Source organism: Aeromonas sp. AE23HZ002T15, assembly GCF_054165525.2.
The window spans coordinates 4182244-4196071 of the sequence record NZ_CM201342.1 but is presented as its reverse complement, the minus strand read 5'-3'; the positions used below and the strand labels follow the sequence as shown (position 1 = coordinate 4196071).

Sequence of the window (13828 nt, the reverse complement as noted above, 5' to 3'; positions counted from 1 at the left end):
CTACCCGCCTCAGGCCTTCACGACCTTGACGGCGCACTTCTTGTAATCCGTCTCTTTCGAGAGCGGATCCGTGGCGTCCAGGGTCAGCTTGTTGACCAGCTGGCTCGCGTCGAAGAAGGGCATGAACACCAGGCCCTTGGGGGGCTTGTTGCGACCCCGGGTCTCGACACGGGTCTTCACCTCGCCGCGGCGGGAGGAGACGATCACCTCTTCCCCACGACGCACGCCGCGGGCCTTGGCGTCTTCCGGGTGCATGAAGAGCACCGCATCCGGGAAGGCGCGATAGAGCTCGGGCACGCGGCGGGTCATGGTGCCGGTGTGCCAGTGCTCCAGCACCCGGCCGGTGGAGAGCCACATGTCGTATTCGCTGTCCGGCGCCTCGGCGGCCGGTTCATAGGGCAGCGCGAAGATCACCGCCTTGCCGTCCGGCTTGCCGTAGAAGCGCACCCCCTCGCCCGCCTTCACATAAGGGTCGAACCCTTCGCGATAGCGCCACAGGGTCTCCTTGCCGTCCACCACGGGCCAGCGCAGGCCGCGCGCCTCGTGGTATTGATCGAAGGGAGCCAGATCGTGGCCATGGCCGCGGCCAAAGCTCGCATACTCCTCGAACAGCCCCTTCTGGACGTAGAAGCCGAAATGCTCCGCCTCGTCGTTCAGCGCGCCCTTGCTCTGCTCTTTCGGGAACTGGTCGACCTGGCCGTTCTTGTAGAGCACCTCGTAGAGGGTCTTGCCCTTCACTTCCGGCATCTTGGCGATAAGCTCGGCCGGCCACACCTCGTCCACGGTGAAGCGCTTGGAGAACTCCATCAGCTGCCACAGATCAGACTTGGCCCCTTCCGGCGCCTTGACCTGCTGGTGCCAGAACTGGGTGCGGCGCTCGGCGTTGCCGTAGGCGCCTTCCTTCTCTACCCACATGGCGGTGGGCAGGATAAGGTCAGCAGCTTGTGCTGTCACAGTGGGATAGGGATCTGAGACCACGATGAAGTTGGCCGGGTTGCGATAACCGGGCAGCCCCTCTTCGTTCATGTTTGGGCCGGCCTGCATGTTGTTGTTGCACATCACCCAGTAGGCGTTGAGCTTGCCGTCTTTGAGCATGCGGTTTTGCAGCACGGCGTGATAGCCAACCTTGTCCGGTATGGTGCCTTCCGGCAGCTTCCAGATCTTCTCGGCGATGGCGCGGTGCTTGGGCTCGGTCACCACCATGTCGGCGGGCAAGCGATGGGCGAAGGTACCCACTTCCCGGGCGGTGCCACAGGCGGAAGGCTGACCGGTCAGGGAGAAGGGACCGCTGCCCGGGGTGGAGATCTTGCCGGTCAGCAGGTGGATGTTGTAGCAGAGGTTGTTGGCCCAGACGCCGCGAGTGTGCTGGTTGAAGCCCATGGTCCAGTAGGAGACCACCTTCTTGGCCGGATCCGCATAGAGTTCCGCCAGTTTGACCAGCTTATCCTTGGAGACGCCGGAGAGCTTGGACACGGAGTCGACGTCGTAATCCGCCACGAATTTCGCGAAGTCGTCGAAGCTCATGGGGGTGGAGTCGCCGCTGTCCGGGTTCTTGGCTTTCTGTTGCAGCGGGTTGGTGGGACGCAGGCCGTAGCCGATGTCGGTCACCCCTTTGCGGAACTGGGTGTGCTTGTTGACGAACTCCCAGTTCACCTTGTCGTTCTGGATGATGTAGTTGGCGATGTAGTTGAGGATCGCGAGATCGGTCTGGGGCGTGAACACCATGCCGTTGTCCGCGAGCTCGAAGCTGCGATGCTCGAAGGTGGAGAGCACGTGTACCTGCACATCCTGATGAGACAGGCGGCGATCCGAGATGCGCGACCAGAGGATGGGGTGCATCTCCGCCATGTTGGAGCCCCAGAGCACGAAGGCGTCGGCCTGCTCGATGTCGTCGTAGCAGCCCATGGGCTCATCCATGCCGAAGGTGCGCATGAAGCCGACCACGGCGGAGGCCATGCAGTGACGGGCGTTCGGGTCCAGGTTGTTGGAGCGCAGACCCGCCTTCATCAGCTTGGCGGCGGCATAGCCTTCCCAGACGGTCCACTGGCCGGAGCCGAACATGCCGACCGCGGTCGGGCCCTTCTCTTTCAGGGTGGCCTTGAACTTCTCCGCCATGATGTCGAACGCCTGATCCCAGCTGATGGGGGCGAAGTTGCCGTTCTTGTCGAACTTGCCGTTGGTCATGCGCAACATGGGCTGGGTCAGTCTGTCCTGGCCGTACATGATCTTCGACAGGAAGTAGCCCTTGATGCAGTTGAGGCCACGGTTGACCGGGGCATCGGGATCCCCCTGGGTCGCCACGACGCGGCCCTCCTGGGAGCCCACCAGCACGGAGCAGCCGGTACCGCAGAAGCGGCAGGGGGCCTTGTCCCAGGTGATGGCGGTCTTGTCGGTGCTGGTGATCAGGTTCGCCGCCAGGGTGGGGGCACTGACACCGGCCACCGCAGCGGCTGCCGCCACCGCATTGGCCTTCATAAAGTCGCGTCGACTCAGCTTCATGGCATATCCTCACATCGCTTATCGCGTAAGTTGTCGAGTGTATCGATCTGTTAGTAGCTCAGGGCGGTGAACAACACGCCTCGCCTTTCTCGCATCCCTGGCCGCCCCGATGAAGCCCGTTGGCGCAACCCTGAACACGTATTCCTTGCTATCTGGCATCGAGGCGAGCCTTGACGGCCCTGCCTCTGCCCCCTCACTCCTCGCCCTGCTGGTCGAGCTCATCAAACTGGTGGTAGATAAGGGCGGCGGAGAGCACCCCGGGCATGGCCTGGATGGCGTCGATGGCATCCATAATGGGGCGCTGGCTCATTCCTTCCAGGGTCACCACCAACTTGCCCTCATCGCTGACGGCATGGATCTCGGCCCCATCCAGGGTGGCAATCTGCTGGGCGAGCTGATGGCGCAGGGGGGGCTGGGTCAGCACCACCAGACTGGATACGTGAAACTCTTCTCGGCTCATATGGTTTCCCTACTCCCTTGTTCTGCTCTGGGTGGTTGGCACCGGCATCGCCGCCATGCCACCAGAATGGCATTCAGATGTGCTAGCCAAGTGACACTGCACCACCCGGCATGCTGATTTTGATGCTGCCAACCGGACAATCCGCGACACAGGCACCGCAACCGTTGCACCTATCGGCGTCTATCACCGGAGTCGGGACCTGCCCCAACCGGGGAGAGAAACCTATGGCCCTCGGCTCGCAGCTGTCCTGGCAACGCTGGCAGTACACCTGGTCCAGGGCCAGGCAACCGGCCTCGATATGGGCCACATAGTCCCATGCCACCTCGGTGGTCGGGCGAAACAGGGGCTGTTTGCAGGCAGAGACGCACTCGGTGCAGAAGGTGCACTCCCCCAACTGGAAATCCACGATCGGAAAGCCGCCGTCCCCCTTCACCAGGATCTGCTCGGGGCAGGCCGCCAGACAGTCTCCACAGCGAGTGCAATCGGCCACGAAATCGGGCCAGGGGATGGACCAGGGCAGTTGCACTTCCGGCGTGCGGGCACTCAGCTTGCCTCGAAACAGACCGCGACGTGACAGGTCGACCCCATCCGGCATATGGCTTCCTCTTCCCAGGGGAGATGCGTGACTGGCATTTTTAATACCGATTATAAGATTGGGTGTATATTGCGACCCTGACAAGTTCAGGGATATACCACCAGGGAGATAAACAGGGGGGATTCTTGCGCTGGATCAAACCCTTGGCGCAATAAAGCAACAGAGGGGCAACTCAAAATACCCCTATGTGAGGATTGCTTATTAATCGGTGGCTATTTTGAACGGGAGATGAACCAGTCAGCCGCCGATGGAGGCGAGATGGGGGGTAATACCGGCATTACCCTCGTGCAGACGATGGGTCGCCGCCTTGCCGATCAGGGCCTCGCGGATCCGAGACTGCAGCGCATCTTGCTGGTCATCCCCCTGCAGCAGATCTCGCAATTCCACCCCGCTGTCACCAAACAGGCACAGGTGCAGCTTGCCGACGGAGGAGACCCGCAGCCGGTTGCAACCGGCGCAGAAGTCCTTGCTGTAGGGCATGATAAGTCCCACCCCCCCCTGCGACTCCGGGTGCATGAAGACCTGAGCCGGGCCATCGTCCTGGCCGCGCAACTGCTGCACCCAGCCATTGCCGAGCAGCTGCTGCTTGATGAGCTCGCCGCTGGTGTGGTGATCGCGAAACAGCGCATCCATCTCCCCGGTCTGCATCAGTTCGATGAAGCGCAGCTCGATGGGCATGTCTTTTATCCAGGCCAGGAAGGTCCCGAGCTGGTGATCGTTGAGCCCCTTGAGCAGCACCGCATTGATCTTCACCGATTTGAAGCCGGCGGCCAGGGCGGCCTCTATCCCCTCCATCACCTCCGCCAGCTTGTTCTCGCCGGTGATCTGGTGAAACTGGCGGGGATCCAGGCTGTCGACGCTGACATTGATGGCGGTCAGGCCCGCATCGAACCATTCCTTGGCCCGTTCTTTCAGGCGATAGCCGTTGGTGGTCATGGCCACCTTCTCGATGCCCGGGGTATTGGCCACGGTGTCGATGATGGCGGTGAAGTCACGGCGCAATGAGGGCTCACCGCCGGTCAGGCGCACCTTGCGGGTCCCCATGGCGGCAAAGCCGGAGACGATGCGCTGGATCTCATCCAGAGAGAGGAAGGACTTGCGCGCCTCGTTTCCTTGCGCGGGGCGGTAGCCATCGGGCAGACAGTAGGTACAGCGAAAATTGCAGACGTCGGTCACCGACAGACGCAGATAGTAAAAACGACGGGAAAACCCATCTTCAAGTGGCAACATAAACACCTTTCCAAATACGGGAGGCCAGGGCATTTCTTTCCTGACCCTTACAGCTCAAACGGCGGCTGACGGCTGTTTCCCCTTATCTCAACGACTTAGGCGAAAACAGCTCGGAGTTCATCTAGTTTTTCGATGCTAGCACAAGTTGGAGTACACTCCCATGCTACTTTGTGGGGTTATTGCCGGATCCGGGGAAGAACAAGCGACATGGGAAAGTGGTTCAGAGTGCATTCGGTCAGCAGCGCCATCGGCCGTTCCATGCTGCTCATCCTGTTCATGGCGAGCCTGATCGCCGTGGTGGCCATGGTCACGCTCTTCTATTCAGTGCCCGACGCCAAGGCCATCAACCTGTCGGGATCCCTGCGGATGCAGGCCTACCGGATGGCCTATGAAATAGAGAAGGAGCAGCCCGTGCTCGGGCGCCTCGCCCAGTTCGAGCAGACCCTGCGCGCCCCCGAGTTGCAGGAGACCCAGCGCTGGATCACCCCCGCCTCCCTGCGCCGCACCTATGGCGAGGTTCTGCTGCAGTGGCAGGTGATGCGCGAACACATCGAGAATGCCACCCCCAGGCGCTATACCGACAACACCGAGCAGTTTGTCGCCGCCATCGACGACTTCGTCAACCAGATGCAGTATCACGTGGAGTTCAAGGTGCGCATGCTGGCCCTGGCGGAGGGGTTGGGGCTGCTCTCCATCATCACCATCGCCTGGTTCACCGTGCGCTTCACCCGCCAGCAGGTGGTAGCCCCCCTCAACCAGCTGGTGCACTGCGCCCGCCAGATCCAGCGCCAGGAGTTCGACCTGGCCCTGCCCCCCCATTGCGAGAACGAGCTGGGAGAGCTGTCGGGGGCCTTCGCCACCATGGCGGACGATCTCGGCAAGCTTTATCGGGAGCTGGAGAGCAAGGTGGAGGAGAAGACCGCCAAGCTGCAGCAGGCCAACGATACCCTCTCCTTCCTCTACTCCACGGCCCAGAAGCTGCACGCGGCGCCGCTCAGCCGCCGTACCCTGCAGAAGCTGCTGGAGCGGGCCGCCGCCCATCAGCACATCGACTACATCCGGCTGACCCGCTTCGAGCACAACGCCATGCCGGTCTACATCACGGGGCGCAACGGCTGGCCCGGCGATCTGGAGACCGTGGTGAGCTTTTATCTGCAGATGGATGAGCAGGAGTACGGCCGACTTGACATGATCAGCGACCACCCCATCGACGAGCGGCTGATGAAGAACTTCTCCATGCTGCTGGCCCAGGTGCTGCACAAGGATCAGACCCTGCTGCAACACCAGCGCCTGCTGCTGATGGAGGAGAGAGCCGTCATCGCCCGCGAGCTGCACGACTCCCTGGCCCAGGCCCTCTCCTACCTCAAGATCCAGTCCACCCTGCTCAAGCGCTCCGTCGCCAAGGGGGACGGCGTCAAGGCCGAGGCGGCCATGCAGCAGATCGACGAGGGGCTCAGCAGCGCCTATATCCAACTGCGCGAGCTGCTCGGCACCTTCCGCCTCAGCATCGGCGATGCGAATCTGGGGGAAGCCATCGGCGTCATGCTGGAACAGCTCAAGCCCCAGACCGGAGCGGAGATAGGGCTTCAATACGGTCTGGCCGACACGGATCTGGAGGCGGGGCAGCATATTCACATCCTGCAGCTAATTCGTGAGGCAGTGCTCAATGCCATCAAACATGCCGGTGCACGGCGTATCCAGGTTAGCTGTGAGACCCTGACTGATGGTAACATCCAGGTTCAGATTTCAGATGATGGTGTCGGGATCGGGGGCGCAAGCTCCGCGGTCAATCACTACGGTCTTAGCATCATGAACGAGCGCGCCAGCAAGCTGCACGGTCAGTTGACCATCAGCGAGCCGCCCTCCGGTGGCACCCGTGTGCACCTGACCTTCCCCACCAGCCTAACAAGAGACGCCTGATGGACGAGATGAAATACAGTGTTCTGGTCGTGGATGACCATCCCCTCATGCGCAAGGGAATTGTGCAACTGCTGGCCCTGGAGGATAACATCGAGGTGATCGGTGAGGCTTCCAACGGGACCGACGCCGTCGCCATTGCCAAGGAGTCCGAGCCGGATCTGATCCTGCTCGACCTCAACATGAAGGGACTGTCCGGTCTCGATACCCTCAAGGCACTGCGGGCCGAAGAGGTCACCTCCCGGGTGGTGATCCTGACCGTCTCCGACGCCCGCCAGGATGTGGTGGCCCTGCTCAAGGCCGGCGCCGATGGTTATCTGCTCAAGGACACCGAGCCCGACATGCTGCTCGGTCAACTCGCCGACGTGATGACCGGCAAGCAGATCCTGAGCGAGCCGCTGCGCCCCTATCTCGAGAACATCTACGAGCTGGATCACCTGCAACAGAAGCTCGAGAGCCTGACCCGCCGCGAGATGCAGATCCTGCGGGAGATTGCCAAGGGCCTCTCCAACAAGCAGGTCGCCTCCGTGCTGCATATCTCCGAGGGCACCGTCAAGGTTCACGTGAAGAGCCTGCTGAAGAAGCTCGAGGCCCAGAGCCGGGTGGAAGCCGCCGTCATGTACCTGGAGCAGCGCAACTAGTCAGGGGTTTTCGACTCTCGCAAAGCGGGCCAGGGCCATCCACCTGCGCTTGTTCCCGGTCAACAAGGCCCCGCCATGGCGGGGCCTTTTGCTGCTCGCTTCTCGTCCTCTATTGCAACGAGCGAGGCACTCAAACACTTTTGATCTCTCTCAACCTTCTATTGAGTAGATGCATTATTATTTCAGGCGACCACAGCGAAAGGATGGGCAGCATGACCCCCACACAGATCGAACTGGTACAAAAGGCATGGGGCAAGGTCACCGCCCTGAACAACTCCTATGTGCTGGAGGTATACGAGGAGCTGTTTCGCCTCTCGCCTGAATTGATCAACCTCTTTCCCGATCCTTCGGGAATGCCGATCGCCAAGGTGTCCGAGACCCTGAACACGGTGATCACCAGCCTGGAGCAGCTCGACGCGCTGGGGTTCATCATTCGGGATCTCGGCCGCCGCCATCAGAAGTTCAACGTGCAGCCACACCAGTTCGACCTGCTGAAGCAGGCGATGACAGTGGTGCTGTCAAGACGGCTGGAGGGGCGGTTCACGCCCGAATTGGCCGCCGCCTGGTCGCAGATGTATGACGAGATTGCAGCCCTGATGCAAGAAGGCCTCAGGCAACCCACAGATACCCTTGTCTGACCCTCAAGGCCCCCAAACGAATTGAACTGTGTGCACAATGCGACTCATTGGAGACGTGCATTATGCATGAGAATTATTTGCAATCTGCAACTCTTCTCCCGTTCTGCAGATGGGTCATGTTCGAGGCCCAGTCATGCCATCCACTCCCCATCCAGTCTCGCATTTCTGTCAGATTTAGAAAAATAAATAAGCATATGATTGTAAAGGACTATTAGTCATATCCAAGCCGAACCACAGCCGTTTATCGATGATTTCTCACCCTCTGGCACAGTCACTGCATTGTCATATTCAGACATGACTACTCGGAGGATGGAACATGAAACTTCAACCCTTGGCACTGTTCCCCTTGCCTTCTCACATACTGCCGGGCGGCAAGCTCCCCCTGCGTCTGTTCGAACCACGCCACATAGAGATGCTCAAGGAGTCGTTCATCGACGATCGGGGCTTCGGCATAGTGATGGAAGAGACCACCAACGCGGGGGCCAGCGGGCGGATCCTGCCGGTCGGCACCCGGGTCAAGGTGACGGATTTCTATACCCTCAACGATGGCTTGCTCGGGGTCACCGTACTCGGGCTGGAACGCTTCTGCATTCATGAGATGGAAACCGGCGAGTCGGGCTTGCGCCTTGCTCAGGTAGAAACCCTGCCCAACTGGCCGAGCGCCCACTCGGATCTCAGCGACAAGCAGCTGGTGAGCCGTTTGCAGGAGGTGTTTGAACAGTATCCGGAACTCGATGAGCTCTACCCGGACAAGCAGTTTGACGATGCCGCCTGGCTCTGCCAGCGTTGGCTCGAGATCCTGCCCATGCCCATCTATGAGAAACAGATGTTGATTGCCAAACAGAACAGTGAAGCGGCGCGTCAGTTCTTGCGCCGACTGATCGCACAGTGAGTCAGTAGTGAACCGGTAGTGGGTCAACCGAGCGTTGCAAAATGCGAAAATTCTTACAATGAAAATATAACATTCGCATTTTGCGACTCGCATGCAGCCATAAAACCATGAAAATAGCGCCGCAAGCCGCAATAACAGGTTAATAAAAGTTGGCACGACTCTTTCATATAGGATCGTACAACCCGATTTATCCCGTGCTCTCTTCAGTATTTGCTGAAGAATTGGTCAACCAACAGGTTGACCATTTTTTTATCCAAAATTCGCTCACAAGACCCGGCAATGGCGCAGCAGACAGCTGCGCAACCGGGTCAGACTGATGGGCTTGGCCAGAAAGTCGTTCATGCCCTGCGCCAGGCAGCGCACCCTGTCTTCTGCCATGGCATTGGCCGTCAGCGCGACTATCGGCACCTCGCAGCCCATGGCCCTTAGCCGCCGGGTCGCCTCCAGCCCATCCATCTGTGGCATCCTCATGTCCATCAGGATGAGGTCCGGCTGCTGCTCACCGACCCGTGCCAAGGCCTCCAGACCATTGCTGGCCACCCGTACCCGGCACACCAGTTTCTGCAGCATGAGAGACACCACCAGCTGATTGACCGGGCTGTCTTCCACCACCAGCACATCCAGATCCTGGATCCCGGGTTCATCCCTCTGCACCTGAACGGCGATGGGATCAGGGGCCGCCATGCCGGGCAGCTCGAACCAGAAGCAGCTGCCTTGCCCCACAGTGCTCTGCAGACCTATCTCTCCCCCCATCAGCTGGACCAGGCGTCGGCTGATGGCGAGCCCCAGGCCGGAGCCACAGAAACGGCGGCTGGCGGAGCTGTCGACCTGATAGAAGGGCTCAAACAGCAGGGCCTGATCCTCGGGGGAGATGCCGATGCCGGTGTCCGTCACCGAGACCCTCAATCGCTCACAGCGCCACTCCAGCAGCAATCGCACATCGCCGCTGGCGGTGAACTTCAGCGCATTGCCGAGCAGGTTGCCGATCACCTGGGAGAGACGAACCGGATCCCCGAGCAACTGGGCTGGCAGGGCCTCATGCAACTGCCAGTGAAGGCGCACCCCCTTGCCATCCGCCTGAGCCAACAAGGGCTCCACCAGGGCCTGGCAGAGCCGGGCGGGTTCGAAGCGTTCGCAGTGCAGCGCCAGGGTGTGGGATTCGATCTTCGAGAAGTCGAGCACATCGTCGATGATGGTCTGCAGCAGGTGAGCCGAGTGGGTGGCGTGGCCAAGCAGCGCCTGCTGTGGCGTCTCCAGCCCCCCGTGCTGCAACAGATCCAGCATCCCCAGCACGGCGTTCATGGGAGAGCGGATCTCGTGGGTCATCATGGCCAGGAATTGTGACTTGGCCCGGTTGGCACTCTCCGCGTCATCTCTCGCCCTCGCCAGCTCCTGCTCACGACGGATCTGGTTGCCGATGTCCCGCGCCGTGCCCCGGTAGCCCACGAAGGCACCGGCCCCATCGAAACAGGGCTCGGCATTGATCTCCATCCAGCAGGGGCCGTTCGCCAGGGTGACCTGGGCGCGCATCCCCCGCACGGGGAGGTGATTCATAATGAGCCGCCGGTACTTGCACCACTCCGGATCCCCCTTGTCATGGGCAAAGTCGTAGAGGCTGCGGCCCGTCTGGCGGGTGATCAGCTCCCCCTGGTAACCGGGGGCCGACACATAGCTGAGCCGATGCTCGGGATCCGTCTCCCAGAACCAGTCGGAGGCCATGGCGGCGAAACTGCGAAAGCGCTGCTCGCTCGCTTGCAGCGCCAGGGTCTTGAGTTCGACCTGCTCCTGCAGGCGAGCCCGGTAGGCGATATTGACCAGGGCCTGGGAGATGAGCGGTCGGCAGCGCTGCATGGCCGCCTTGCTCTTGAGATCGAAGGTGCCGGCCACACTGTGCCGGCAGATGAGGATCCCGCAGAAGCCGGGGGCCTGTAGTCCCGTCATCATCACACTCGCCCAACCCGCCACCCCCACCAGAGGAGCGAGCTCGGGCAGCTGGGTCGGGTCATAGATGACCAGGGTCTCCCCTGCGATGGCACGCGAGAAGAGCGGGGTCAGGGGCCAGGGGCGGCCCACTTCGTCCGGTTGAGTGCTGAGATGGGTCGTACCGTTCGAGGTCCCCCAGGCAATCACATCCGCCTGCTCGAAGCCGATGAAGGGCTTGAGCGCGAGGATGAGGCTGTCCAGCACCTGCTCCAGGCTCTGGGCATCCGCCAGGGTGGCCACCCCGCACAACAACGCCTGGGACTCCTGGCGATATTTGGCCTCCCGCTCCCGACAACGCACCAGTTCCACCAGCGTGGTCTGCAGCTTGTCGCCCAGGGCCTCGAGTTCGCTATTGCCTATCATCTTGTGTCCAACTCTGTATCCGCTCAGCTATCGAGGAAAATGACGCTCGATACCATGAGGTTGCCATGAGCCAGCTCGCCATGGGGCAGACGCCCCTGCTCGCCGAAGGTAAAGGGGGTGACGAAGGGGATCTCCCCCAACTGATTGCGAAACTGTTTGACCACATCATTCAACTCATCCCCCAGCGCCAGGCGGCAGCCGGCGCAGAAGATGACCAGGGCCCCGAAGGGTTGCAGGGTGCCCGCCATCCCATACTCGGGCTCGATCCGCACCGCATTCAGGCTGCGTTGCAGCAAGCCCTGCTGACTGCTGTACATCAGCTGCAACCGTTCCCCCAACCGGGTTTCGGTGAAGAGGCGAAGTCCCTCTCTGGGGGTCACGGCCTCGGGATGGGAGAGCTTGTAATAGGGCAGATCATCGAGCAAGCCGACCTGGCGGGCCAGCGGGGAGAGGGTCGTCTCCCGCAGTATGGGGCCCACCGGCCAGAGCTCCTGTCGCTCCGTCCAGCGGGCATAGACACGGGCGGCCGGCTCGTGATCTATGGTCAGCACCTCCCGGCCATCCAGCGCCGTGATGATGCCATGTCGCTCGGTCGGCACATAGCCGGAATGAAACTGGAAGGCGAGCTGGCAATCGGGGTAGAGCACCGCCAGCACGCAACCCTGCTGGCTATCTCCCTCATCCCAGCACAGTTGCCACTGACCCCTGACGCCGTCATCCGCCGCCGAGCCGCCCACGACGGGAACCGTCGTGCCAAATTCCGCTTCTATCCCCGCGAGCATCACCTCTTCCAGCCCGGGACTGGTATGGAGCAAGATGAGTTGCGGCAGCTCTCCAGGGCGCCCTCCATCTGCGATGGCAGTGCGCAGCAATTGACGGGCATCCAGCCGATCCCCGGCCTGGCCCGCCACGCCGTAGGCCCCCTTGCTGTCATAGAAGGCGGCTGCCGCCAGGCCCCACCCCTGCTCTGCATGGTGGCCGGCCTGGGTCAGGATCCCGCAACATGAGCTGCAGCCGATGAGCCGGCTCTCTGGAAAACGTTTCTTGAGTGTCTGGCGCAGTACCGCAACATCGTGGGTTTGAGTAAAATAGACCAGCAAGAGTGCAGGGGGGTGGGGTATCTGATCGAACAGCCGATCCGCTATCTGCTCGGCGGCCAGCGGGGTCGTCTGTGCAATAGAGTGAGCCGTCAGGAAGTTCAACACCATCTCCTCGTGGTATGCGATGCACAAGGCAAGCAAAAACCATACCCTTATCAACTAATTAACTGGCCAGCTTGGCTACAATGATGCTCACGCCCCCCGCAGGATGAAGACATGTGGCAGAACAATATCAATGACTTTGAACGCGTCGTCGCCATTGGTGGTGGCCACGGCATGGGCCGGGTGCTCTCTTCCCTCTCGTTTCTGGGGCCCCGCCTCACCGGCATAGTCACCACCACGGATAACGGTGGCTCCACCGGCCGCCTGCGCAAGAATCAGGAGTGCATCGCCTGGGGGGACCTGCGCAACTGCCTGAACCAGCTGGTGACCGAACCCGGCATCGGCAGCCTGCTGTTCGAATACCGCTTCACCGGCAAGGGGGAACTCGCGGGACACAACCTCGGCAACCTGATGCTATTAGCCCTGGACAACCTCTGCATCCGTCCCCTCGACGCCATCCGTCTCATCAGCGACATGCTGAAGATCGAGCCCCAGTTGCTCCCCATGTCCGAGCAACCCACGGACTTGTGCGCCCACACCCCCTGTGGCGACCAGATCCTAGGAGAGGTCTCCATCGATCAGCTCGCGACGCCGCCACAGGCCCTGGGGCTCAGCCCCATGGTACCGGCCACTAAGGAGGCAGTGCAGGCCCTTATCCAGGCCGACATGATCATCCTGGGGCCCGGCAGCTTCCTCACCTCCGTCATGCCGCCCCTGCTGCTCGACGAGCTGGCGGATGCCATTCGGCACAGCCGGGCCATCGTCGTCTTCATCAGCAATCTGGTGGCAGAAGAGGGGCCGGCCGGTCAGCTCACGCTGCCCAATCAATATCGCTGGCTGGAGGAGAGAATTGGAAGCGGTCGCATCGATGCCATCCTGGCCCCCGAGGAGCAGGCGGTCCCCGAGCTGGCCCACCGCCTCATCCTAGCGGATCTCGGCGAGGCGGCCCTGCCCCATCGCCATGATCGTCGCAAACTCAGGCTGGCGCTGGACGGCGTGATCCAGGGTTGGCACCTCGCCCATGACAAGCTGGGCTGAGCCCGGCGGTCAGGATCAGTGATAGCGCGCCAGGTGAGAAAACACCTGCGGCAGGGAGTGTTCCAGCTGGGCCAGCAGCTCTCCGGCCGCATCGGCATCCTCCTCACGACAGGCGAGCTCCAGCGCCAGCACCTGCCGATAGCTGGGCTCTGCGCCATAACTGCCACAGGAGGACTTCATGCTATGGGCAAGACGAGCCAGGGCGGACCAGTCCCGCTGTTCATACAGCGGCCTGAGCTGGGCGAGCTGCTCACCCACCTCCTCGACAAACACTGAAATGACCACGGGCATCATCTCCTGACCGATGTCTTCCGCCAGTTGCCGCAGCACCTTCTGATCCAGCCACTCCATCTTCCCATTCCTTTGATGG

The 13828-nt window shown here is 61.4% G+C and carries 12 protein-coding genes and 1 riboswitch; of the genes, 5 read left to right on the top strand and 7 right to left on the bottom strand.

The genetic code is table 11. The features are described from left to right. Positions 1-9: 9 nt before the first annotated feature. From napA to moaA, 4 genes are all read right to left on the bottom strand, one after another. On the bottom strand, positions 10-2499 hold the full coding sequence (gene napA, locus ACT5M9_RS19635) for a nitrate reductase catalytic subunit NapA (protein ID WP_457979501.1): 2490 nt from the start codon (positions 2497-2499) through the stop codon (positions 10-12). A 193-nt stretch (positions 2500-2692) separates the two neighbouring features. Continuing rightward, entirely contained in the window at positions 2693-2959 is a 267-nt protein-coding gene (locus ACT5M9_RS19630; RefSeq protein ID WP_438549888.1) for a chaperone NapD, read from the bottom strand. A gap of 82 nt (positions 2960-3041) precedes the next feature. Then, positions 3042-3554, bottom strand: a complete 513-nt coding sequence (gene napF / locus ACT5M9_RS19625) for a ferredoxin-type protein NapF (protein WP_457979502.1) — start codon at positions 3552-3554, stop codon at positions 3042-3044. Between the two features lie 237 nt (positions 3555-3791). Continuing rightward, on the bottom strand, positions 3792-4784 hold the full coding sequence (gene moaA / locus ACT5M9_RS19620) for a GTP 3',8-cyclase MoaA (protein ID WP_457979503.1): 993 nt from the start codon (positions 4782-4784) through the stop codon (positions 3792-3794). Beyond that, positions 4772-4912, bottom strand: a riboswitch (molybdenum cofactor riboswitch). (Overlaps the previous gene by 13 nt.) A 79-nt stretch (positions 4913-4991) precedes the next feature. On the opposite strand from moaA, the gene narQ reads away from it, so the two are divergent. The 4 genes from narQ to ACT5M9_RS19600 all read left to right on the top strand — a co-directional run bounded on the left by narQ (position 4992) and on the right by ACT5M9_RS19600 (position 8872). Further along, positions 4992-6704 (top strand): nitrate/nitrite two-component system sensor histidine kinase NarQ, encoded by a 1713-nt coding sequence (gene narQ, locus ACT5M9_RS19615; RefSeq protein WP_438549891.1) that lies wholly within the window; start codon positions 4992-4994, stop codon positions 6702-6704. Continuing rightward, positions 6704-7342: a two-component system response regulator NarL gene (gene narL / locus ACT5M9_RS19610; protein ID WP_438549892.1), complete on the top strand. Its 639-nt coding sequence runs from the start codon at positions 6704-6706 to the stop codon at positions 7340-7342. Before narQ ends, narL begins: the two co-directional genes overlap by 1 nt. Positions 7343-7554: 212 nt before the next feature. Continuing rightward, a complete protein-coding gene (locus tag ACT5M9_RS19605; RefSeq protein ID WP_457979506.1) occupies positions 7555-7980 on the top strand; it encodes a globin domain-containing protein in 426 nt (141 codons plus the stop codon). A 316-nt stretch (positions 7981-8296) separates the two neighbouring features. Further along, a complete protein-coding gene (locus ACT5M9_RS19600) occupies positions 8297-8872 on the top strand; it encodes an LON peptidase substrate-binding domain-containing protein (protein WP_438549894.1) in 576 nt (191 codons plus the stop codon). Between the two features lie 264 nt (positions 8873-9136). Here ACT5M9_RS19600 and ACT5M9_RS19595 read toward each other — a convergent pair whose 3' ends face one another. Continuing rightward, on the bottom strand, positions 9137-11218 hold the full coding sequence (locus tag ACT5M9_RS19595; RefSeq protein ID WP_457979507.1) for a response regulator: 2082 nt from the start codon (positions 11216-11218) through the stop codon (positions 9137-9139). Between the two features lie 23 nt (positions 11219-11241). Then, on the bottom strand, positions 11242-12426 hold the full coding sequence (locus tag ACT5M9_RS19590; RefSeq protein ID WP_457980599.1) for an FIST signal transduction protein: 1185 nt from the start codon (positions 12424-12426) through the stop codon (positions 11242-11244). Positions 12427-12534: 108 nt separating this feature from the next. Here ACT5M9_RS19590 and ACT5M9_RS19585 point away from each other — a divergent pair, with 108 nt between their 5' ends. Further along, entirely contained in the window at positions 12535-13458 is a 924-nt protein-coding gene (locus ACT5M9_RS19585; RefSeq protein ID WP_457979509.1) for a gluconeogenesis factor YvcK family protein, read from the top strand. 15 nt (positions 13459-13473) lie between these two features. Here the strand turns inward: ACT5M9_RS19585 and ACT5M9_RS19580 are convergent, their stop codons facing one another. After that, entirely contained in the window at positions 13474-13809 is a 336-nt protein-coding gene (locus tag ACT5M9_RS19580; RefSeq protein WP_438549898.1) for an Hpt domain-containing protein, read from the bottom strand. Between the last annotated feature and the right edge of the window lie 19 nt (positions 13810-13828).